Consider the following 22999-nt stretch of genomic DNA (forward strand, 5'->3'; position numbering starts at 1 on the left):
AAGCAGTGGGAAGCGTAAAATAGCGGCACAGATTGTACCCGATAAGCACGGTCAATGCCATAAAAAATCGTCACCTAAACAGTGACGATTTTGGTTGTGCTTTTCGATGTATTAAGAGGAAAGACTCGCCAAATAACAACTTAGATAGAGCGCTGACTCGTTGTAGCCGCTTCTAGCAAGAGGTTTGCTGCTTATACCACCATACGTACCGTTTGCGCGTTATCAAGCGCTGCATAAAGCTCATTCACTTGCTCAGCGCTAGTCAGATACAGATTAACCCGCGCTGAATGAAAGCGGTTGGTCTTTGAAGGCTTGACTTCAATAGAGGCTAAGTCGAACTCAGGGAACTGACTGCCCAAAATGAGTTTTAGCTCATTGAGTAATGTTTCGTGTTCGCCTTCATGACCGATCACACTCATCGGATAGTTCATGGGAAATTCCCACAGCTCTGGGTTTTGAATATCCGTTTTTTTACCTTTTAAGATGCCGTTATTAGCGACTAATTCGGTGACTTTGACGTCTCTTTTGCTGGCTTGTTGATCGTTAGCGTTGTTTTTTGGATCGTTACTCATAATGAAACCTTTGTTGTTTTTTCAATATTAATGCTAGAGCCGCACACAAAAAAGCTGAGACTCGCTCAGCTTTTTTACTTATTGCCTGCTACTGTCTTGCCTCCTTTATGAGGCTAAAATAGCGTTTTTTCAAGCTGCTATATCAATCATTCTCAAGGAATGAACGCAAGTGCTCAGAGCGCGAAGGGTGGCGCAATTTACGCAGCGCTTTGGCTTCGATCTGACGGATACGCTCACGGGTGACGTCGAACTGCTTACCGACTTCCTCTAGCGTATGATCGGTTGGCATATCGATACCGAAGCGCATTTTGAGCACACGCGCCTCACGTTCGGTCAAATTGCCTAATACATCACGCGTCGCTTCACGCAAACCTGCAGATGTTGCATCATCGACAGGGCTTGAGATCGTCCCATCTTCGATAAAATCGCCTAAGTGCGAGTCTTCATCATCACCGATAGGCGTTTCCATAGAGATCGGCTCTTTGGCGATTTTTAGCACTTTACGGACTTTGACTTCGTCCATCTCGAGACGTTCGCCTAACTCTTCAGGCGTAGGCTCACGCCCCATCTCTTGCAACAGCTGACGCGAGACGCGGTTTATTTTGTTAATCGTCTCAATCATATGCACCGGAATACGGATGGTGCGCGCTTGGTCAGCGATTGAGCGGGTAATCGCCTGACGGATCCACCAAGTGGCGTAAGTTGAGAACTTATAACCGCGGCGATACTCAAACTTATCGACCGCTTTCATAAGACCAATGTTACCTTCTTGAATGAGATCCAAGAACTGTAGACCACGGTTGGTGTATTTTTTGGCGATTGAGATAACCAGACGTAAGTTAGCCTCGACCATCTCTTTTTTGGCACGGCGGGCTTTGGCCTCACCAACTGCCATACGGCGCGCGACATCTTTCATATCAACGATTTCCATGTCGAGCTGCTGCTCGTAGTCGCGGATTTTACGCTGCAGTAGAATCACATCATCAGTGACTTTTTCTAAAGTTTCGGCAAAGGCTGGCTTGCCTTTTAGGCGCTCTGTGAGCCAATCGACGTTAGTCTCGTTACTTGGGAAGGTCTTACGAAACTCGCTACGCGGCATACGGCCACGGCGGATGACCAGGCGCATAATTTGGCGCTCTTGCTTACGCACATCATCATAGACATCGTGCATGATGGCCATGACTTGATCGGACATGCGATTGTTCAGTTTGAGCATCATAAAGCGCTCAGCGAGTAGAGCATAAGCGGCTTTTGCTTGCTCGCTACCACGGCCATATTCAATTAAGGCTTCTTTAGCAGTAACAAATAAGTCTTCGATCTCCTCGATACGCAGGCGTACGGCTTCTGGGTCGATACGGCCGCTTTCTTCTTCAGCTTCTTCTTCCTCGACGTCATCTTCGTCTTCATCGTCTTCGTCATCGAGCTTGCTCTTATCTTTAGCTTTGAGGACAGGTGCTTTTTCTTTCTCCTCACGGGCCTTTTCTTTTTCTTCTTTAACGCGATCTTTTTCTTCTTTAGCTGCCAGACGATCTTCTTCAGTTTCAGGATCTAAAAAGCCGGTAATCACATCAGAGAGTTTTTTCTCACCCTCTTGAACCTTTTGGTATTCATCAAGCACAAACTGTACCGTACCAGGCCAGTAGGCCATCGCATGCTGCACATCGCGGATACCTTCTTCGATACGTTTAGCGATAGCGATCTCGCCTTCACGAGTCAGTAGATCAACAGTACCCATCTCACGCATATACATACGTACAGGGTCAGTGGTGCGTCCAGGTTCTGTCTCAACAGAAGCGAGTACGGCTGCTGCTTCATCCGCTGCCATATCATCATCGCTTGAATCATCGCTCATCAAGATATCATCAGCATCAGGAGCAGATTCAAAGATTTTGATCCCAACGTCCGTCAGCATCTGCACGATATCTTCGATCTGATCGCTTTCGGTAATAGAGTCTGGAAGTTGATCATTCACCTCAGCATAGGTGAGATACCCTTGCTCCTTACCCATCTGGATTAGGGTAGCTAGCTGGGAGGTGGAATTAGATAAGGACTTATCGTTCATAATTACTCGCTTGCATCGGGCATTGTCATAACAGATATAAAGGCTAAATGCTTGGATTGACCTATAAGCTTAGCAATTAGTCATCCTCTACTATGACAATGAGTTGATATGAATAAGGGCTCAAAAGCATCAATGCTATAAATAGACTACAATTCAAAATAGCAAAAAAATAAAAAATTGGTTCAAATTGCTCAAATCAAGCTGATAACGGCGTAGTTTAACACAGACCTATGAAAACAGAATACGGCTAATCAGCGCAGATACTAGAATCTCTTGTTTTTTAACCGCTGATTTGAAAGCTTATTGAGCATTATCATAGATGATGGGGTCAGCTGCTAGGGTTTTAAAGGGTTTGGCTAGGATAAAAAATAAATTAAGCCCGTCCTAGGGCGTGTCCCTATTTCAAAAATGATGATGAAAATGAGATAAATCGCAGGCAAACAAGGAAAATAGCGAAGGTAATATCAAGATATTGACCAGCTATTTGACACCGTTTGCCAAAGATTTAGCCATTTTTAGCCCATTTAGTCATAAACGCTTGAATTAGGGACACGCCCTAGATCATTTGTAGGCCAGACTCGTCGCACCATCTACTTAGCTGCCCATCATTTGCGCGGATTGTTCGGCTTGCTGGGCCCGCATCCAATCATTGAGGTGCTGGGTTTGTTTTCTAACGATGGCGAGTTTGACATGATTGGGGTTTTTTATCAGCTCTTGGGTCTTTTTTTGCATATGCAGCTGCAGTAGCTGCATAACTAGTGTCTCAATCAGCGCATCCAAGCTTAAGATATTTCTGGCGTGTAAGGTCTTATAAAAAGGACCCCAGCTACGACTCAGCGACTCTTGGGTACTCGCGGTAAGATTAGATAATATAAAATGCGCTGCCGCATTGGGGTCTTTTGGCAAGTAATTGATACAGCGCTTGATGGTACTGACTACATCTATCAAAGGAGCATCTTGCAAATCCTCCCAAACCAAAGCGCGCATGGCGTCAGCCGAGGCTTTTTGCTGGATATGGGCAGGCAGGGATAAGCTTGTGAGCCCTGCTTGCTGCCAAATCATCTCAATCGGATCTTCGCTTAACGCTAAGGGCTGAAACAAAAAGCACAGCTGCAGCTGCTGACTGATGGTCATATCACCATCAAAGTCTAACAAGGCATCTTTAGCTTCACTGTTTTGACTGCGTTTGCCGCCCAGCTTTTGATAGATATCATTGTTGAGCAGATAACGAAAGCTACTGCCTTTTGGCAAAGAAGCTGTCAGTGTTCGCACTTGCGACATCAGCTTCGCTTTGCCTTCTGCTAAGCTCATATCATAACGCTCACTTAAGTAAGCGAAGATATATTGCGACAGCGGCATGGCGTTTTTGATCTGCTCGCGCATAGCTTCATTGCCGTGCGCTTTAATAAAAGTGTCGGGATCATGGTTGTTCGGTAAGGTCAAAAACCTAAGCTCTTTGTCATCGGCGAGTACCGGTAGCGCCACCTCAAGCGTGCGCCAAGCCGCTTTTTGTCCGGCGCTATCGCCATCAAAGCTTAAGGTGAGCGTTGGGTTTAAGGTCAAAAGTTTTGAGATTTGACTCTCATTAATCGCTGTACCCATAGAGGCCACCGCGCCATAAATGCCTGCTTGATACAGCGCGATGACATCCATATAGCCTTCAACGACGAGCCAATCCTTAGCCCGCTGCTGGCGCGACTCATAATAACCATAGAGTACATGCTGCTTGTGAAAGACGGGCGAGTCTGAGGAATTAATATACTTAGGCTTGACTTCATCATCGAGCGCGCGGCCACCAAAGCCAATTGTGCGTCCTTGATTGTCACGAATCGGGAAGATGACGCGATCACGCAATAGATCATAATCACGACCTGACTCTGACTGGCGCACAAGCCCTAGCGCCTTTAGCCCTTCTATATCTTGAGGAAACTCATGCTCAAGGTGCTGCCAGCCAAAAGGCGCGTAGCCTAAACCAAAATCCTCAAGACTTTGCTCAGTGATACCGCGGGCGGCAAAGTAATGCTTGGCATGCGGATGCGTGTGCAGATTACGCTGATAAAATTGCTGAATCTGCGTCAACAGCTCGTATAAGTTGCCGTCTTGCTCACTGGCACTATCAGCGCCGATTGGCATTGAGTAGTCATCAGCCATAAGCCAATCTGGCGGCTGTTGGTCATCGATAGGGTTGTAATCAGGATAATCCATAGCCGCGGACAAGTCGCTAGTATAGTTATCAAAATAATCACTACTTGCGTGGCTGGCATAGAATGCATCATCATTATGATAGTCAGGCGCGGTAACAGAAGTTTGCTGCACCGGCGAAGATGTGTTGTCCACTACCTTTGGAGGCATAGGCTGAGCAATGGGCCTCGGCTTGCTGCGCTGGTAGCTGACGTTTTTTTGCTCGTCTTTCGGGACTTCGATGCCGGTCTGCTTAGACAGCTCGTCAACCGCTTCCATAAAAGTGAGGTTTTCATAATCGCGCAAAAAACTAATCGCATTACCGCCGACGCTACAACCAAAGCAGTGGTAGATGTTTTTTTGTGGATTGACATAAAAAGAAGGCGATTTTTCACCATGAAAAGGGCAGCAGCCTTTAAACTCGCTACCTGCTCGTTTGAGCGTAGTATGCCGACCAATCATGCTGATCAAGTCAGCTTGGCTATTTAATTGCTCGAGAATATGGTTAGGAATACTCATAAGGATAAATATTTTAGCACAGAGACTGAGCAAGATTATGCTCAGCTTTTAATTTTGGTGAAATATTTAGAGGTGGCTTTACTCATACCTCATCATGAAGCGCGCTAGTATTTAATATTAGCTTAAAATAAATAAGGCCAACGATAGCGTTGACCTTATTTATTTGCATTTTTATCTACTGACATCGTACTTTGATACAGTATTAGTCAGCTGATTATATCAGTAAGCCGACTATTCAGTGTCTTCTTCGATGACATCCGTATCGGCAGGCGTGAGCTGAATACGCTCGCTAGTATTGTCATCAGGTAGGGTTGCGCGGCGCACAGGATTGGTGGTTTGCGGATTAACAATAGCGGATCTAGCAGTAGAGCCGGTGCTTGCTTGGTCAGTGATGCGCTCGCTTTCATTTTCAGGCAGACCTAGACCGATATTGACACCGCGATTGTCGCCGGTGACTAGGTTATTTAAAGAAGCATTAGCACTGCTGGCAGCAGCATTGTCGCTTGGCAGGCGTAGCTGAGTGGCGCTACGAATGATCTGCTCTTTGGTTGCGCCAGTATATTGACCCGTCGCTATCGAGGACTCGCTAATACCTGCGCGACCAAGCTTACCAAAGGTTAGCTTGTTTAACCAAGAGCTATCACGTTTGGTATTGAGCTTAACGCGGCCATCATTGGTCAGCCAGTTTGGATAGTTAATCTGAAGGAGCGTTTGGTACTCTTGGGCCAGATCAGTGATACCAAGCTTTTGATGCGCGTAAGCCAAGATAGCTAGCGCTTCAGGAACAGACTCACTCAATGGATAATATTGTACGACCCATTTGGCACGGTTGACGGCCGCGACATAAGCTTCGCGCTCGATATACCAGTTAGCCGCTGTCAGCTCACTTTGTGCAAACTGATTGTAGATAAAGGTCATACGCTGAGCAGCATCAGGAGAGTAGGGGCTATTGGGGTACTTATTGACCAGCTCTTGGAAGTTGGCAAAGGCAAGACGTAAATAGGCTGTATCACGCTCTGCTTGATTGACTTTAAAGATTTTTAGGCCATCAGATGAGCCTTCCATATTGGCCACGCCGCGTACGTAATAGGCGTAACTGACTTGCGGATTAGAAGGATAAAGACGAATGAACTGCTCGGCGCTGGCAGCAGCGAGCTCATAGCTGCCACTAGCGTACTGGGCATACATCACATCGAGCAGTGCTTGCTCTGCATAAGGACCGGTAGGATAAAAAGTGCGCAAGTTATTTAAGTCTTCGATGGCTTGGTTGTAACGACCTTTGTCGATTTGTGCAATCGCATCATTATAATAAGCTTGTTCAGACTTTTCGGCCGTCTCGACGGCGTCTACGTCATCGCCTGTTAGGTTTTTAAAAGTCTGGCAGCCAGCCAAGCTCACACTTAAGGTAAGCAAGGTCATTGAAGATAGTTTGATAAACGTGTTGCCTACAGGGCGCATACTTCTCTCCGCACAAAAGGCATAATAGCAGCGACGCTACTATGCAACATAACAGGTTAATAATAAAAGTCAGTAGTAGCACCAATCGATAGGCTACTAGCAAAAGTTCTGCCTACTTTATAGAATAATACAAGCTTCGTCTATTTTTTCACGGTTTATTTTCGCAAGCTGAGCGATTTTGCTGACTATAAAGTTGGCTTTAAACCATACTCGGCTCCAAATAAACTACAGCAAAGTGATTATCAATTATATCACTAAGTTTAATTTAAAACAGATAACTGAGTGATGCTGTAGGGTCTGAGCATTTGCCATGCTACAATATATCCCTAATTAACGGATACTTTATTTTGATAGCCAGCGCGCTAAATTATCAAATAACTGTCTACATTTCTATAAAGTGCACTATGGTGACTTTACGACGACTGAATATGCTATGAATGATAATGCCACAAGTACAACACTAAATGCCGATAATGAGATGATTGAAAACGAAGCAGCGTTAGCAGAATTCGATGAGGACTCTCTTGCTGATGATGGTCTTATGGATGAAGAAATAGAAGACGATGATGAATCAGGCGATGAGGATCAAAGCTCTCAACTGCCAGGTCAACGCGTATTAGAGGTCATCGATGTGACGCATACCGTGACTGAAAAAGAGTCAGGCCTACGTATCGATAAGCTTGCTTCACAAGTCTTTACTGATTTTTCGCGCGGGCAGCTTCAAGGCTGGATCGCTGACGGTAGCTTACTGTGCAATGGCAAAGTAGAAAGGCCCAAATACCGCGTTAAGACTGCTGATGTATTGCATTTGTCCACGACGCTGCAGCAGCATAGTGAAGATCAGCCAGAGAATATCGCCATCGAAGTCGTCTATGAGGATGAGGCGGTACTCGTCATCAATAAGCCAGTTGGCATGGTGGTGCATCCAGGCGCTGGTAATCAAACCGGCACGTTAGTGAACGCATTATTATATCACTACCCGCAGCAGCACCATTTGCCGCGCGCAGGACTTGTGCACCGTATCGACAAGGATACCTCAGGGCTGCTCTTGATCGGTAAAACAAAACCGGCACAAATGGCGCTAATGGAGCAGCTCAAAGACAAAAGTGTCTATCGCCATTATCAGTGTGTGGTTGCCGGAGATCAAGCCAGTTTAAGGCGGCATCAAAGGATCGATGCACCTATCGGGCGTCACCGCAATCAGCGTACCAAAATGACGGTGATGACCGCTGGACGCGAAGCGGTCACCCATCTATTGAAGATTACCCCGCTCAATGAAAACTACTGCTTATTGGATGTCGGCCTTGAGACCGGACGCACGCACCAAATCCGAGTGCATTTAAGTCATATAGGTCACCCTATCGTCGGTGATCGCGTCTATGGCGGCCGTCGTCAGCTACGTGCAGGCTTAAGCGAAGAGCAGCGCCAAACTATCGGCAACTTCCCGCGTCAAGCTTTGCATGCTTATGCCTTAGGGTTTGTGCATCCGATAACTGATGAAGACATCGAAGTCACCGTGCCGATACCGAAAGATATGCAGCAGCTCATAGCGGTGCTAAGCGACGATTATGGTTTGGAATAATCGCTGAGCTGATTTTTGAGCCAATGTGCTGTGTCAATTTAGAGTAATGTCAGTTTGGACTTATATCAACTTAGACTTAGGTGAAGCGCAGAATATGACGAATAAGACAGCTGCTTTAGGCAAGCCACCAGTGCGATTAATCGCTCAGCTCGATGGTGTCTCTATTTTTCAGACAACAGCGCTGACAAAGACGATTGATAGTGATGATGGCGAAGCAGTTGCTGCAAGCAAGCAACAACTGCAAAAAGGGCAGGCAAGCTACGGCGAGTTTAATCTTGGCTTACATGTCAATGATGCTAGCCTGACGGTGTTGATGAACCGTATGCGTTTATTGAGCGCAATCAATGATCAGTTAAACGCACAACAGGCAAGCGCGCAACCTCTAATGGTTGAGCGTGTACACTGGCTCAATCAAGTGCATGGTAAGCATGTCTATGACGTTGATCATAGCACTGATGAGGCGCATCGTAACGCCAAGCTGAGTATGCGCCCAGTAGATGCTGATGCGATGATTAGCCGGCAAACTGGTACGGCTTTAGCGATTATGACCGCAGACTGCGTGCCTATTGTTTTGTACCAGCCGGCGACTGAGCAGATTGCAGTGATTCATGCGGGCTGGCAAGGGCTGTCTTGCGGTGTTATCAAAGCAACTACTGAGCGTTTCGATAGCGATGCCCCTATCATCGCTTGGATAGGGGCTTGTATTAGCCAAGCCAATTATGAAGTCGGTCGCCCAGTATTAGAAAAATTAGTAGCAGGCTGCACTGATAATCAGTTACTAGACTCGGCAACTCTAAATGATTTTGACGCTTTATTTAGTTGCTCAGCTTTAATAGAAGGCGAGATAAGTAAAGACAGTAACTCAAGGCATAAGGTCGGTCGTGATGATTTATACAATAGCGAATTACATAAGAGCTATAAGAGCCATAAAAGTATGGATAAATTATCAAATCGCGCTACTCTAAGCACAGAGAATATATCTGCGAATAAAGTCATGCTCAACTTACCGAAGCTCGCTGTTGCACAGCTCGAGCATTTAGGGGTAAATGTGGCGAATACCACCGCTATTGATTGTAGCTATGACGATATAAACTACTACTCCTATCGTCGTCAGACCCATCTACAACAGCCAGCGACTGGGCGTATGGCTTTACTCATTGTCCGCGGCAGCTATGGTTAAGTGAAAATAAAACTGTCATAAATTGAAAGGCACTACTGGTATAAATTTTCCTTGCGTGCTGCGTCCCTTCGATGCTGCGCAACATTCATTCCCGTAGCGCTACAACATTTTTATATTGAATCTAGGGCGTGTTGAACATTCGACCTTGGCACTGACAGAGACTATTTTTTAGGCGATTTGCAGATAAAAATGGTAAGTTTAGTCGTTCTAAGCGTCTATTTTTATCAATAAAGCGGCAAAAAATAGTCCTGTCCCTGTTGTTGTCGTGAGGGCTGATGCTAAAATCGCCCTAGTCGTTGCGACTGTTTAAATAAAATCAGCTAGCCAATGCAATAAGCATTATCTGCAATTTTAACGACGACTAGAACACAGCTTTGATAAACTAGTAGCGATCAGCAGTGCGCATTTGTGAATGTTCAACACGCCCTACTATAAGTGCTACGGAATCCATAAACCAATTTATTATTAGAGCTCGTATGACTACATCTATAGCCGCGACGGCAAATCTCGATAGAACATCTAACTTATCCATAGCGGTTGTTTATCACAGTAATTATGGACACACCAAGCGCGTTGCTGAAGCCATTGTTACAGGTGCTCGTCAGCAGTTAGCAGAGACACAAGTAAAAGCTATCGATGTCCATGATGTCGATTGGGACTTTTTGGATCAAGCCGATCTCATTGTGTTTGGTAGTGCGGTGTATATGGGCAGCTTGACTGCTGGACTCAAGATATTTATGGAAGAGACCTCAAAGCGTTGGTTCCATCGTCAGTGGGAAGGCAAGTGGGCGGCCGCCTTTGCCAACTCTGGTGGACTGAGCGGCGATAAGCTTGCGGTACTACAACAAATCAATCTATATTGTATGCAGCATGGGATGAATTGGATTGGCTTGCCGCTTATGCCGACAGGACACGGTGAGAATGATCTAAACCGGCTATCGAGCTATTTGGGCTTAATGACGCAATCTGCTGATGGGCCACCGGAGGAAACGCCTGGCAAGGGTGATATAGATACTGCGATATGGTTTGGCAACCACTTAGCCAAAACTATTATCAAGCACCAACCGGCAAATGATTGATAATAAATAACAGCCCACCACGCAGCTAGACAAATAAGTAAGAAGGCGGATATCTCATTGATATCCGCCTTCTTGTTTGTGACGCTTGTGACGTTTATGCCAATGTCTAAGAAGTGGTTTTGAGCAATTGTCTAAAATTTAGGTTAAAGCGCTAAGCTAAAGTTATGGCTGAGCGTAGGCACTGTAAGAGATGACAGGAATGGGGCTAGCACCGAACTGCATAGACTGGCAACCGCTTTGCAGCGCTGCAGATACAACGACCGCACTTAGGGTAAGCGCGCGGATAGCGGTGGCTTTGAAGATCGCTTTCAAAATAATGAGTCTCTTAAAATTTAACAACAATAGATAAAGTATACCTGATAGCAGTAGAGACGGGGGTATTTGCTATTAAAACAAAACGTTTGTACAGAGATGGACTATATAAACTAGTCTAACTTTTGTAAAGTATTTAAACGAATACGTTAATAAACTAGCAACACTGCAGAAATAATATAAAGTCGACTCATAAGGTATTAAATAACGTTGACACGGCTCAGTATGCAAATGCGATAGCTTTTAAGAGCATTGTATTCAAAGCATTATATTGACAACCCTGTGCTGCTTCATCAACGCAAAACAACGAATTAAAAATCAAGCTGCTAGCTATACGAGGATATTATGAAGCCACTTTATCTGATGCTATCGATGTTTGCTATCGGTCTCACTTCTACCGCCGCATTAGCTGAAGCTACAAGTATTCCTGATGCTGCAAGCCTACCTAATGTCAGCCCTGCCAACAGCGATCTAGTCAACCGCGGTGCGTATATTGCCCGCGCTGCTGATTGTATGGCCTGCCACGGCGATGACTACGTCGGCGGTAACGCGATTGAAACACCGATGGGTGATATTTATTCCACTAATATTACGCCCTCAAAACAGTATGGTATCGGTAAATTTGACCCCTGCCGTCAATCCCGTATATATAAACTTGGGAGATTTTAGTTACGCAGCCTGACGATAATAATCAAACCACACCTGTCTTGGTGATTTATAACCCAAACCCTTTTGAATCCTCGTCTGATTGTAGTACAGCTCGATGTATCTAATAATATCGTTGATCGCTGCAAATCTAGTCTTATAATCCTGATGATATACCAGCTCGTTCTTTAAAGTGCCCCAGAAGCTTTCTATTGGAGCGTTATCGAAACAGTTGCCTTTGCCGCTCATTGAGCCTATAAATTGATGCTGCTTAATGGTCTTGTGGTAGGCGTGACTGCAATACTGACTGCCTCTGTCAGAGTGAACGATTAGCTCTTTGCTGGGCCGTTTATTTTTAATTGCCATATTGAGTGCACGACATACTAAATCTGCGGTCATGCGTTTGTTGATGGCATAACCAACCAGCTCTTTGGTGTATAAGTCTTTGACTCCTGCTAAGTACAGCCAGCCTTCATGTGTCCAGATATAGGTGATGTCACTGACCCACGCCTGATTAGGACACTTGGCATCAAACTGCTGATCCAGCACGTTATCATAGACCAGTTTGTTGTGATTAGAGTCAGTGGTGACTTTAAAGCGCTTATGACGACGACATTTAATGCCGTGTTCCTCTTTGATGCTTCTTACCATATATAGGCTAATGTCATGCCCTTGCTCGCTTAGATGAGCATGCAGTCGATCTACGCCATAACGTTCTTTCGTTTCATTGTGAGCGGCTTTAACCAGTAACTCGCACTGATTACGATGTATCTGCTGACAGCTGATATGACGACCTAGCCAGTCATAGTAGCTTGAGGGTTTAACCTGTAGTACGCGGCACATGCTACTAATGCTAAAGACTTGCTGATTGTCTTTAATAAAGGCGTACTTCACTAACTGTCACTTCGGGCATAGCCCTACGCCTTGCGTCACTAAAACAGTCTCCCAGACTGTTTCTTAACGTTCCTCATTGGCAAAGTACGCCGTCGCCTCATTCGAGCATAGCTCTCATCTTGCGTCGGGGCGAAGCAGTGCTTCGCTTTATCCCTCCTCATTTAAGATCTCGCGCTCCTCTTCAGCCACTTTAAGCTGCCGCTTGAGCTGCTTTATTTCCTGAAGAGCCGTCATAAGATCAGGATCGTATTGTTCAGTGCCCACAAGCTTGCCTTGATTGGCTTTATTCTGCCAGTTAGATAAGGTTTGCATGGCGATCCCGAGCTGCTTTGCAGTAGCTGAAATATTGCCATTATTATCCGCTATCTTTTTAACAGCTTCGGCTTTAAATTCTGTGCTGTAAGTTCTAACTTTCTTGGTCATGGTAAACTCCTGTCAATACGCTTAGTTTACCAAGTTTAGTTGTACGGTTTCTTCAGCATAGCTCATATAAAGTTTAGTATATTTATGACGACAAGCTTTTTATCTGTTTGAGCTCAAACAACAAAGCGCCTAATAAACCATTAGGCGCTTTGTTGTTTTTAGGGTTATGAACCTGTAGAGCGAACGCGCATTTGCTATTTGATCTATCCGCTATTTCGGACTGGCTGACCAAACAGGTGAGCGCACAGTGCCACTACTAGGTACGTTTATAGCGCTACCACCAGCGAGAGGTTTAATCGTCAAGACCCCTTTGCCGCCTTGTCTTGAAGCATAGACCACACGCTTGCCATTGGGTGAAAAGCTAGGTGCTTCATCGATACCGGTGTTGCCTAAATTTGCGGTGACCGCACCGCCACTATCCATAATAGCTGCAGAGCTGCCGTTCAAAAAGGCAATCTGTGAGCCGTCACTACTGAACTGCGGGCTTGTCGCGTAGCTGCTGTTAGAGACTTTAGTGACGCGCCCTGAGCCAAACTCATAACGATAGATTTGCGGTCTGTTAAAACCTGCTTTGTCGGAGACAAAAACAAACGATTGACCATCAGGAGCGTAGTTTGGCTGTACTTCGCTGCTCGGCCAGCTGACAAGCTTTTGAAGGTTGCCGCCATTAGCGCTTATCTGATAGATATCCGCGCTACCCTCAAAGCTGCTAGAGAAGAGGATTTTGCTCCCATCAGGAGAGAAGGAGGGGCTTAGATTGCTACCTTGATAGTTAGCTACCGCAGTAGCGCCGCCGCCACTCACGTTTTGAACATAGATGATGGGATAGGACTTCTCGCGCTGGATGGAGTAAGCGATACGGTTGCTATCAGGGGACCAAGCTGGCGAGAAGATAGAGCCTTTTACCTCTGTCATGACTCTCACATTCTCACCATCAGCGTCCATGACTTTTAAACGTGAGATTTTGTCACTGCCAACGCTAGTCTCTTCGATATAAGCAATACGGCCCGAAAAGTCACCTGGCGTACCAGTGATAAGCTCGTAGATTTTGTCAGCTATCACGTGACCGGCATAGCGCATACTCTGCGCGTCATTGTTAGCCGTCAAGCTTTGTTTGCCTTGGATGATACGACCAGACTTAACATCGATAACCTCATAATCTGTGATCACTTGACCGCGATTGCTGCGAGTACTACCGACGACTAAATAAGGGATACCTAAGCTTTGCCATACTGGCAGAGTACCTGCAAGCTCACCACTATTACGTGGCTGCTGCGGTAAGCCTTGGCTGGTGACCTTTAATTCGGTTCGGCTCAAATCATTTAAGATAATAGAAGATAAGACATTGTCACCGGCAAAGGGGACAAAGGCGACTTGGTTTTGTTGTCTTGGCGCAACCACCGTAACGTCGATCTCCATAGGTGCAGCAGTAGCAGAATATAAAGGAGCGAACAGCAGTGGCGTGAGCAATAGCGAAGCCGAAGCTAGGTTTAGCGCGGAGAAGGTAGTGAGCTTTGAGGTTGGTAGCTTTAAAGATAATAGTTTCATAGGTGAATACCCTAAGTTAAAAATTTTAAAATAATCGGCGGCAAGAGATAAATATCAGAAAGCTCCAGTGTCGACTTATTTGACACTAGGCTTTAAATCCTTTTTACCTTAATCTATTGAACCATAACGTTGATCGTTAAAGCCGCAAATCTGCTAGGGTTGGTCAAATCAATAGGTAGAGGGCTTGCGGCAAAAGCGGCTTGTTCTGCCGCATCATTAACCGCACTATTAGCGCCGGTAGCTTTGGCGGATAATACGTTACCTTGATTATCTAATCTTAAAGCTACTTTAGCAGTAATACCTTGGGTTTCAAGCGGTGCTTTTAAGTTTCTCTGAATTTTAGCAGCTATGCTGTTCTTAAAATCGCCCGCAGAAGCCGAAGCGCTACTACGGGTACTGGCAGGCTTGCTATCAGCTGGTCTGCTATCAGCCGTTGATTGACCGTCTGATAAGTCAAAGGTTTTGTTTGCGCTGCTAGGAAGTCCTGTCTCTATCTCTATATTACGATCCGTTTTGCTCGGGCGATTGATTCTAGGGTTTGTCGTATTTTTTTGTTTATCACGATACTCTTTGAGTCGTTCACGCTCTTTTGCATCATCTTCTTGCTGACGTTGTTCGACTTGCTCAAGTCTCTCGCTCGCTAATGCCTCTGCCTGAGCATTCCACTCTGCTAGATTGCGCTCATAAGCGGCCGATTGCTCAGCCAATCGTTGCTGCTGATTTTCGCTCATCAGTATAGGCTCATCGGCAGCGTCATCAGAGCGCATAAATACAGGTACTCTTTGTGAGCTTGATCCTGCAGACTCTGAAGGGGCTGTAGGCGGGGTGCTAGCCGTACTAGCTGTACTTTCAGAGGTTTCAGCGGGTAAGATGCTGTTCGCTTGACTGGCCGCTTGGGCTGCTGCGCGGTTACTCAATATCTGAGCCTGCATCTCAGCTAACTGCTCAGGCGATACCATAGTGGTCTCAATCGCGCCGCTTGTCTCTAGACTTGGCTGCTGATAGGTGTAGATCAGCAGGCCAATCACTATACCGTGCGCCAACAAGCTGAGCAGCGTAGGCAAGGTTAGCCCATCACTGTCAGGCGGAGTAGGTATATAGACGAGAGGTGCGTTATTCATAAGTATGAGTAGTCGTGTGAGCTTAAAGGTAGATATCTAGAACAATTCAGCTAAGGCTAAAAAGTAGCCGTATAGACCACTATTATAAAGGATAACGGTAGCATTTACTTATTGCGGCTTCTTACTGCGGCATAGGTAAAGGCGGGCCGGTGAGTAGTCCGACTTTTTCGATACCCGCTTGCTGCAAGCTTGCCATGAGTGCCACGATAGCGCCGTATTGATTGTTTTGATCGGCATTGATCATAATCTGTATGGGCTGGCCTGTTTCATTATTACTTTGAGTTTGTAGATTGAATAAAGTGTTAATCAGCTCAGGCTCACTGACAGGCACATCTACATTATCCTCATAACTGATAAAAATCTCACCATTATCAGTTAAAGAGACGATAATTGGCAGCTGGTTTTGGCTCATGTTTGCTGCTTGCTCTTTGGGTAAGTCTACTTCTACGCCTGTGGTCAGCATCGGCGCGGTCACCATAAAAATCACTAACAGTACGAGCATCACATCGATATAAGGCACGACGTTCATCTCGCTGTTGAGCGTGGCATTTTGGCGCTTATAAGGACTTGGCTTCATAGCGGATTGCTCTGATTAATGTGCGCAGTACGAGGAGTGGCGATTTTGCTTTCGGTACTGGTTTCGCGCTGTAGCATACCGGTCATCTCATCACAAAATAAGGCACGCGACTCGTAGAGCCGTGCCGACTGAGCCGTGAAGTGATTGAAAGCTAACACTGCTGGAATCGCGGCAAATAGCCCCATAGCAGTGGCAATCAATGCCTCAGCGATACCAGGTGCGACAGAGGTGAGGGTAGCTTGCTCGGTTTGTGATAAACCTAAAAAAGCATTCATAATACCCCAAACGGTACCAAATAAACCGACATAGGGCGCGACCGAGCCGATACTTGCCAGCGTAGTCAGACCTGACTCTAAGAGCTGCTGCTGACGGCCAAGACCAACTCGCAGCTTACGCTCAACGCCGTCGATAATATCGTCTTTAGGTTGGCGCTTTTTGTGCATTCTTAGATATTCAGAGAACCCCACATAAAAAATCTGCTCAAGGCCTTGTCGATCAGGCGAGCCTTGAACGCCTTGGTAGAGCTTTGCTAGATCTTCGCCTGACCAAAACCAAGTCTCAAACTGCTCATCGAAGCGTTTGGCACTGCCTAAACGTGCGCTGAGCCGAAAGATAACCACCCAACTGAGCAGTGAAGCCAATAATAATAAAGCCATCACGATCTGTACCAGCAGGCTCGCTTGGGTGATTAGGTCGATAATATTTAAAGATTCAGGCATCTAATGGACTCACATAATGGACGATAGCTAGCAATATAAAACAATAGTATTGACGTTATGAAGCAAGTTCAGGCAATAAAGCCAAAAACAATCAGCATGCAAAGGCTTCTAAGTCATATTCACTCGTTAGTGTACGTTTAAATGATAAAAAGGTCATTATTAATGTGTTTAATAATTGCTAATGATTGATTTTTCCAAATAACGAGTGACAAGAAGTCGTAAATATAATAGAGTTTCGCTTGCAGGTTGAATTGTAGTTTTAACTTACCAAATTGTCACAGAGTATGTTTTTTTATATACTAGGCCGTGAGGCAAGTTATCACTAATTTTTAAACGTGCTTATTCTACAAAGTACCACTGCCGATAGCGACAACCTTGTCATAGCTAAAGCACTGCAAAACGCAAAACCGGAGGTATCACCAAAGGTTTTATCACTGAGAATGAGATCATAATGACGTCAACTTTATCTTAAAGACGGAGGCGAGACTTCTAAAGACGTTACGCTATCAACTCATTCGGCTAGAATGACTAAACTAGATAAGCTTCTTCTCGTATCGCTTAAAAACCATTCTACACCCCATCATGCATTATCAGCATGATGATAGAACATGTTTAAAAATACCTTCTCTGGGTTATCTCTACCAAAACAGTTTTTGGTAGAGATAACGCCTTGATTGACCTGTTAAACACTAAGGTTTTAGTTTGGATGCGATACTTAATTAATGCAACTGGGAAGCGACACTATGAACGCAATTAAAAGATATTATGGAATCACAGGTGATAACACCACCATAAAAACAGAACTACTCGCCGGTTTAACTACCTTTTTGACCATGGCTTATATTATCTTTGTCAACCCGAACGTCTTAGCAGATGCGGGTATGGATAAAGGCGCGGTCTTTGTCGCGACGTGCTTAGCTGCGGCGATTGGTTGTTTTATTATGGGTATTTATGCCAAGCTGCCAGTCGCGCTAGCTCCGGGCATGGGTCTTAACGCCTTTTTTACTTACGGCGTAGTACTTGGTATGGGCTATACTTGGCAGATCGCACTTGGCGCGGTATTCTTATCTGGGTGTATCTTTGTACTTTTGAGTCTGTTTAAGATACGCGAAATCATTATCAACTCCATACCCAACTCACTAAAGCAAGGAGTGGTCGCTGGTATTGGCGCGTTTTTAGCTTTCATTGCACTTCAAAGTGCTGGCGTCATCGTCAATAACGACGCCACTTTGGTTGGCCTAGGGGATATGACGACCTTCTCTCCTGCTATGGCAGCTTTTGGTTTTATTGTTATTATCGCTTTGGCTTATAAAAAAGTACCAGGCGCGGTAACTATAGGTATTTTACTCGTCGCGCTTATTAGCCTATTAACTGGCAATACTCAATTCACCGGTATTGTCTCAGCGCCGCCTTCTATGGCACCGACTTTTATGCAAATTGATATTGCAGGCGCTCTAAACGTTGGCATGATCAGTGTTATCTTTGCTTTTTTATTCGTTGATTTATTTGATACTGCAGGGACTTTGATTGCGACTACCAGTCAAGCCGGCTTAGTCGATAAAAATGGTAAGATTCCTAATATGGGCAAGGCACTGTTAGCGGATTCTACAGCGACAGTTGCTGGTGCGGCGCTAGGTACTTCATCGACAACCAGCTACGTTGAGAGTGTCTCTGGTATTGCAGCGGGTGGTCGTACGGGCTTAGTCGCGGTGACGGTTGGGGTGCTATTCCTACTCAGCACCTTCTTTGCACCACTTGCTGGTATGATTCCCGCTTATGCTACTGCCGGCGCTATCTTTTATGTCGCAGTACTGATGCTAGCTACGCTAAAAGACGTAGAATGGGTAGATTTAACTGAGGCTGGACCCGTCGTTGTCGTACTACTATTTACGCCTTTAACGTATTCTATCGCCGATGGTATCGCGCTTGGATTTATCACTTACACGGCTGCTAAGGCGTTAACCGGTAAGTTTGCTGATATTAGTATAGCGGTCTGGATCTTAACGATAGTACTGCTTGCTAAGATTATCTTTGTTTAGAGTCTAGAGAGTCGTTATAATTTTATAAACTTATAACTCTATCAAAGCTTTATCATCATCTAACCCTTTTTATCAGAACTTGATAAGAAGGGTTTTTTTATGCAGCTTTGAGGGCTCTTTTTTGAGAGGTTTACCGGATGAAACGCACTGATTTATAGGGTACAGTTGTCGTTTATTAGCCATAAACTGTCTGATTATGAAAGTGGGTATAGGCACAGAGTAGTCAAAGAGTAAATAGAAAAGGGTACCTTAAGCGTCAATAGCAAGATGAATATGGTATCTAGCTGTTTTTAAAGGTAATAATGATTGAAAATAAATGTTGGTTGGGCATAGTTTGAAAATTTTTTTCGTGATAATATGGCGACGTTAAGCGCATCACCTCAAGCAACGCCGTAGAGGTTTTTCTTACAGTGAATTGGCGACACCCTGATCATGTTTTTGCTGCTATTAGACCCATCCGCTCAGACTATGATCGCACTCCTTCACTACCGACAAGAAGAAGGCACTAATGCCGCTTAACGTTAATTTGCCTTTGTATTGTTAACGTAGTCCGTTTAACACGCAACGATCTACTTAACCGTATCCAGCTTTTGCTGGATTTGCTCGTTTTGTGATAGCGCTGTCTGATCTTTTATAATTTGGTTTTTTTGTCTTTATCTATAGCTATTTTACAGATTGCTTTTGGAGAGTTATTTATCTTCTCTATATAAGCGGATAGTTATATTTTATATCGTTTTAAATAACTAAAAATACCAGTATAAAGATATGAGATTATAAAAATCCTGACGCTCTATTTATCATAGTTTTTAGACGATAATTATGGAGTTGGTATGCACCCAATAGATCAGTTTACCCCACAAGAGCCTATACTATTTCAGCCAACAGAGCTGCTTTCACCTGATTATATTAAGCAATCAAGCGATGAGCTGTATGCGCGTATCTCGCCATTATACAGTGTCGATGAAGAGCGCTGGCTATCAGAGCTACTACCTTTGGCAAAGCCGACCGAGGCTGAGCGCGATGCAGCAAGTGAGCAGACGCGCAAGCTCGTTGAGTATGTGCGCCGTGATAGTAAGTCAGTCAAGATGGTGGACTCGCTTTTATTAGAGTACAGCTTAGATACGCAAGAAGGTATCTTGCTGATGAGCTTGGCTGAAGCCTTAATTCGTGTACCAGATAACTATACGGCTGACGCGCTGATTCGCGACAAGATGAGCGTGGCCGATTGGAAAAAACATCTCAAAGATAATAATGGCATGATGGTCAACGCCTCGACTTGGGGGCTGATGATGACCGGGCGGGTGGTTAGTATAGATAGCAGTACGACCGCGTCAGGGTTTTTGGATCGCATGACCAAAAAGATGGGCGAACCTATGATTCGCGCGGCCATGCAAAAAGCGATGCGCATTATGGGTCATCAGTTCGTGCTTGGCGAGACGATTGAGGAGGCGAATCGTAATAGTCAGCCTTATCGCAATAAAGGCTATACCTATTCATTCGATATGCTCGGTGAAGCGGCCATTACCAATAAAGACGCTGAAAAGTACTTCAATGATTATCTGCATGCGATTAAATCTACGGCGAATATCAAAGTAAAGGAGGGCATGCCTAAGCCTTCGGTTTCTATCAAGCTATCCGCGCTACACCCGCGTTATGAGGCAACCCAAGAAGCACAAGTGTTTGGACGCTTGCGTCAGCGCTGCCTGCTACTCATTGAGGCGGCACGCGAAGTCAATGTTGATTTGAGTATTGATGCCGAAGAAGCCGATCGCTTAGAGATCTCTTTAAAGCTCTTTGAATCGCTATACCGCGATCCTATCACTGCTGGCTGGGACGGTCTGGGTCTTGTGGTACAGGGCTACTCAAAACGTGCCATCGCAATCTTTGCTTGGCTTGCGCGCTTAGCGGCTGAGGTTGGCGACCGTATTCCGCTACGTCTGGTTAAAGGCGCTTATTGGGATACTGAGATCAAGCTTGCGCAACAAAAAGGCCTATCAGGCTATCCGGTATGGACACGTAAAGAAGGCACAGATACTGCATATTTAGCCTGCGCACGTTTTTTACTCTCAGATCATCTGCGTGGTTTGATTTGGCCGCAGTTTGCCACTCATAATGCGCATACTCTGGCGTCTGTCATGACTATGAGTAGCCACAGAGACTTTGAGTTCCAGCGTCTACATGGTATGGGCGACGCACTCTATGATCATATTTTACAAACCTATCAGATACCAGTACGTATTTATGCCCCAGTCGGCGCGCATCAAGACTTGCTGCCGTACTTAGTGAGACGTTTACTAGAAAATGGTGCCAATAGCTCATTTGTACATCAGCTATTAGATAAGTCTTATCCGATCGATAAGCTCACTGTGCATCCGTATGATAAGCTCGTAGCGAATGAGCACTTACACAACCCAGAGATTCCCTTACCGCTAGAGATATATGGCGAGCGTGAGGCAAGCTATGGCCCTAATATATTTGTCGACTCCCAGTGGCAGCCTTTTGAAGCGGCGATTGCTGAACAGCGCAAAAAGACTTGGACAGCGACCTCAATCATTGATGGTCAAGCAATTAGCGAATATACAAAAGAGGGCGCTACTCATCAGCTCGAGAGTCAAAATGTCCTTGCGCCTTGGAATCATAATGTAAAAGCTGGCGAGGTTCAGTATGCCAATGCTGAGATTGCCAATCAAGCAATTGAGGCAGCCGTTGCCGGTCAAGCCGCTTGGCAAGCGGTTCCTGCCGCAAGACGCGCTGAGATACTACGAAAAACGGCAGACTTGTATGAAGAAAACTACGCGGAGCTGATGGCGCTTTGTCAGCTCGAAGCGGGTAAAACTATGCAAGATAGTATCGATGAGATCAAAGAGGCGGTGGATTTTTGTCGCTTCTATGCGGATGAAGCCGAGCGTTTAGCAGCTGAGGTCCATGAGATAACTGACTTATCAGGCAAATTGCTTCGCCAAGTCTATAAAGCTCGCGGTACTTTTGTTTGCATTAGCCCATGGAACTTCCCTTTAGCGATTTATACCGGTCAGATAGTTGCCGCGCTCGCTGCGGGTAATACGGTGGTGGCAAAGCCAGCTGAACAGACCAGCTTGATCGCGCATTTCGGCGCTCAGCTCATGTATCAAGCAGGTGTGCCGTTCGAGGCACTACAGTTCGTCGTTGGCGCAGGAGAGGTTGGCGGCACTTTGACGGCATCAGATCAGATTGCAGGCGTCATCTTTACTGGCTCAACGCAAACTGCTCAGCGCATTAACCAAAGCCTCAACAATCACGCGCAGACCAGTGGTGAGCTGCCGATATTGATTGCCGAAACTGGCGGGCAAAATGCAATGATTGTCGATTCAACCGCATTGCCTGAGCAAGTGGTGACTGATGCGGTATTATCTGCGTTTGGCTCAGCCGGTCAGCGCTGCTCAGCTTGTCGTATCTTATGCGTGCAAGAAGATGTCGCCGATGGCATTATCGAGCTGCTACAGGGGCATATGGCAGAGTTGGTCGTGGGCAATCCGACTTATGTCTCAACCGATGTCGGCCCTGTGATTGATAGTGATGCCAAAAAAGGACTAGAAGCCCATATCGAACGTATGCAGTCTGAGGCGACCGCGACTATCTTGGGGCAGACCCCTATGAGCGCAAGCTCAGTCGTTAGTGAAGATGAGGCAACCTTTGTACTGCCTACCGCGATTGAAGTAAACAGTATCGATGTTATCGGTGGTGAGCACTTTGGCCCGATATTGCATGTACTACGCTATAAAGCGCGTGACCTTGATAAGCTAATAGATGCAATCAATGGTACAGGCTTTGGTCTGACTTTGGGTATCCATAGCCGTATAGAAAACATCGCCGAGCATATCGAGCGCCGAGTAGTCGTTGGCAACACTTATGTCAACCGTAACCAAATCGGTGCAGTAGTCAACGTTCAGCCTTTTGGTGGTACAGGTCTCTCTGGTACAGGACCTAAAGCTGGCGGACCACATTATGTTGCACGTTTAATGAAGCTTAGCACTGAGCAAGGCGCTGCAGGCAATACTACTCATAGCACAAACACTCAATCAACCACACAGACACAGCTCGCATAAGGA

At 45.6% G+C, this 22999-nt stretch carries 15 protein-coding genes and 1 pseudogene; 6 read left to right on the plus strand and 10 right to left on the minus strand.

What is annotated here, in order from left to right; all coding sequences use genetic code 11:
- Positions 1-191 precede the first annotated feature (191 nt).
- From JMY03_RS07505 to JMY03_RS07520, 4 genes are all read right to left on the minus strand, one after another.
- Entirely contained in the window at positions 192-572 is a 381-nt protein-coding gene (locus tag JMY03_RS07505; protein ID WP_201602602.1) for a YbeD family protein, read from the minus strand.
- 142 nt (positions 573-714) lie between these two features.
- Positions 715-2634, minus strand: a complete 1920-nt coding sequence (gene rpoD, locus JMY03_RS07510) for an RNA polymerase sigma factor RpoD (protein ID WP_201602604.1) — start codon at positions 2632-2634, stop codon at positions 715-717.
- 594 nt (positions 2635-3228) lie between these two features.
- Positions 3229-5334, minus strand: coding sequence for a DNA primase (locus JMY03_RS07515; RefSeq protein ID WP_201602606.1), 2106 nt, complete (start codon positions 5332-5334; stop codon positions 3229-3231).
- Positions 5335-5565: 231 nt separating this feature from the next.
- Positions 5566-6792: an outer membrane protein assembly factor BamD gene (locus JMY03_RS07520; protein ID WP_201602608.1), complete on the minus strand. Its 1227-nt coding sequence runs from the start codon at positions 6790-6792 to the stop codon at positions 5566-5568.
- Between the two features lie 478 nt (positions 6793-7270).
- Here JMY03_RS07520 and JMY03_RS07525 point away from each other — a divergent pair, with 478 nt between their 5' ends.
- From JMY03_RS07525 to JMY03_RS07535, 3 genes are all read left to right on the plus strand, one after another.
- Complete coding sequence (locus JMY03_RS07525; protein WP_227675577.1) at positions 7271-8374, plus strand: RluA family pseudouridine synthase; 1104 nt, start codon at positions 7271-7273, stop codon at positions 8372-8374.
- Between the two features lie 94 nt (positions 8375-8468).
- Complete coding sequence (locus JMY03_RS07530; protein ID WP_201602611.1) at positions 8469-9554, plus strand: polyphenol oxidase family protein; 1086 nt, start codon at positions 8469-8471, stop codon at positions 9552-9554.
- A 476-nt stretch (positions 9555-10030) separates the two neighbouring features.
- Positions 10031-10633, plus strand: a complete 603-nt coding sequence (locus JMY03_RS07535) for a flavodoxin family protein (RefSeq protein ID WP_201602614.1) — start codon at positions 10031-10033, stop codon at positions 10631-10633.
- Between the two features lie 162 nt (positions 10634-10795).
- On the opposite strand, the gene JMY03_RS07540 is transcribed toward JMY03_RS07535, so the two are convergent.
- A complete protein-coding gene (locus JMY03_RS07540) occupies positions 10796-10945 on the minus strand; it encodes a hypothetical protein (RefSeq protein ID WP_201602617.1) in 150 nt (49 codons plus the stop codon).
- Between the two features lie 345 nt (positions 10946-11290).
- On the opposite strand from JMY03_RS07540, the gene JMY03_RS07545 reads away from it, so the two are divergent.
- Entirely contained in the window at positions 11291-11614 is a 324-nt protein-coding gene (locus JMY03_RS07545; protein ID WP_227675547.1) for a hypothetical protein, read from the plus strand.
- Here the strand turns inward: JMY03_RS07545 and JMY03_RS07550 are convergent.
- The 5 genes and pseudogenes from JMY03_RS07550 to tolQ all read right to left on the minus strand — a co-directional run bounded on the left by JMY03_RS07550 (position 11615) and on the right by tolQ (position 16872).
- A pseudogene (locus JMY03_RS07550) lies at positions 11615-12907 on the minus strand (IS3 family transposase).
- 210 nt (positions 12908-13117) lie between these two features.
- Positions 13118-14455, minus strand: coding sequence for a PD40 domain-containing protein (locus tag JMY03_RS07560; RefSeq protein ID WP_201602620.1), 1338 nt, complete (start codon positions 14453-14455; stop codon positions 13118-13120).
- 113 nt (positions 14456-14568) lie between these two features.
- Positions 14569-15576, minus strand: coding sequence for a TonB C-terminal domain-containing protein (locus tag JMY03_RS07565; RefSeq protein WP_201602622.1), 1008 nt, complete (start codon positions 15574-15576; stop codon positions 14569-14571).
- 121 nt (positions 15577-15697) lie between these two features.
- On the minus strand, positions 15698-16153 hold the full coding sequence (gene tolR / locus JMY03_RS07570; RefSeq protein ID WP_025644235.1) for a protein TolR: 456 nt from the start codon (positions 16151-16153) through the stop codon (positions 15698-15700).
- Positions 16150-16872: a protein TolQ gene (gene tolQ / locus JMY03_RS07575; RefSeq protein ID WP_201602624.1), complete on the minus strand. Its 723-nt coding sequence runs from the start codon at positions 16870-16872 to the stop codon at positions 16150-16152. Before tolQ ends, tolR begins: the two co-directional genes overlap by 4 nt.
- A gap of 743 nt (positions 16873-17615) precedes the next feature.
- Between tolQ and JMY03_RS07580 the strand changes: the two genes are divergently transcribed.
- Together JMY03_RS07580 and putA are read left to right on the plus strand one after the other, a co-directional pair.
- Positions 17616-18911 carry an NCS2 family permease gene (locus JMY03_RS07580; protein WP_201556717.1) on the plus strand — a complete coding sequence of 432 codons (1296 nt, stop codon included), beginning with the start codon at positions 17616-17618 and terminating at the stop codon, positions 18909-18911.
- An 830-nt stretch (positions 18912-19741) separates the two neighbouring features.
- On the plus strand, positions 19742-22996 hold the full coding sequence (gene putA / locus JMY03_RS07585) for a bifunctional proline dehydrogenase/L-glutamate gamma-semialdehyde dehydrogenase PutA (RefSeq protein WP_201602626.1): 3255 nt from the start codon (positions 19742-19744) through the stop codon (positions 22994-22996).
- The last annotated feature ends 3 nt before the right edge of the window (positions 22997-22999 follow it).

Origin of the sequence: Psychrobacter submarinus (assembly GCF_904846685.1) — a bacterium.
GTDB lineage: Bacteria > Pseudomonadota > Gammaproteobacteria > Pseudomonadales > Moraxellaceae > Psychrobacter > Psychrobacter submarinus.

Bases quoted from the DNA above. Each gene is read 5' to 3' on its own strand.
- JMY03_RS07505 (WP_201602602.1), bottom strand. From the start codon at position 572: ATGAGTAACGATCCAAAAAACAACGCTAACGATCAACAAGCCAGCAAA.
- rpoD (WP_201602604.1), bottom strand. From the start codon at position 2,634: ATGAACGATAAGTCCTTATCTAATTCCACCTCCCAGCTAGCTACCCTA.
- JMY03_RS07515 (WP_201602606.1), bottom strand. From the start codon at position 5,334: ATGAGTATTCCTAACCATATTCTCGAGCAATTAAATAGCCAAGCTGAC.
- JMY03_RS07520 (WP_201602608.1), bottom strand. From the start codon at position 6,792: ATGCGCCCTGTAGGCAACACGTTTATCAAACTATCTTCAATGACCTTG.
- JMY03_RS07525 (WP_227675577.1), top strand. From the start codon at position 7,271: ATGATTGAAAACGAAGCAGCGTTAGCAGAATTCGATGAGGACTCTCTT.
- JMY03_RS07530 (WP_201602611.1), top strand. From the start codon at position 8,469: ATGACGAATAAGACAGCTGCTTTAGGCAAGCCACCAGTGCGATTAATC.
- JMY03_RS07535 (WP_201602614.1), top strand. From the start codon at position 10,031: ATGACTACATCTATAGCCGCGACGGCAAATCTCGATAGAACATCTAAC.
- JMY03_RS07545 (WP_227675547.1), top strand. From the start codon at position 11,291: ATGAAGCCACTTTATCTGATGCTATCGATGTTTGCTATCGGTCTCACT.
- JMY03_RS07560 (WP_201602620.1), bottom strand. From the start codon at position 14,455: ATGAAACTATTATCTTTAAAGCTACCAACCTCAAAGCTCACTACCTTC.
- JMY03_RS07565 (WP_201602622.1), bottom strand. From the start codon at position 15,576: ATGAATAACGCACCTCTCGTCTATATACCTACTCCGCCTGACAGTGAT.
- tolR (WP_025644235.1), bottom strand. From the start codon at position 16,153: ATGAAGCCAAGTCCTTATAAGCGCCAAAATGCCACGCTCAACAGCGAG.
- tolQ (WP_201602624.1), bottom strand. From the start codon at position 16,872: ATGCCTGAATCTTTAAATATTATCGACCTAATCACCCAAGCGAGCCTG.
- JMY03_RS07580 (WP_201556717.1), top strand. From the start codon at position 17,616: ATGAACGCAATTAAAAGATATTATGGAATCACAGGTGATAACACCACC.
- putA (WP_201602626.1), top strand. From the start codon at position 19,742: ATGCACCCAATAGATCAGTTTACCCCACAAGAGCCTATACTATTTCAG.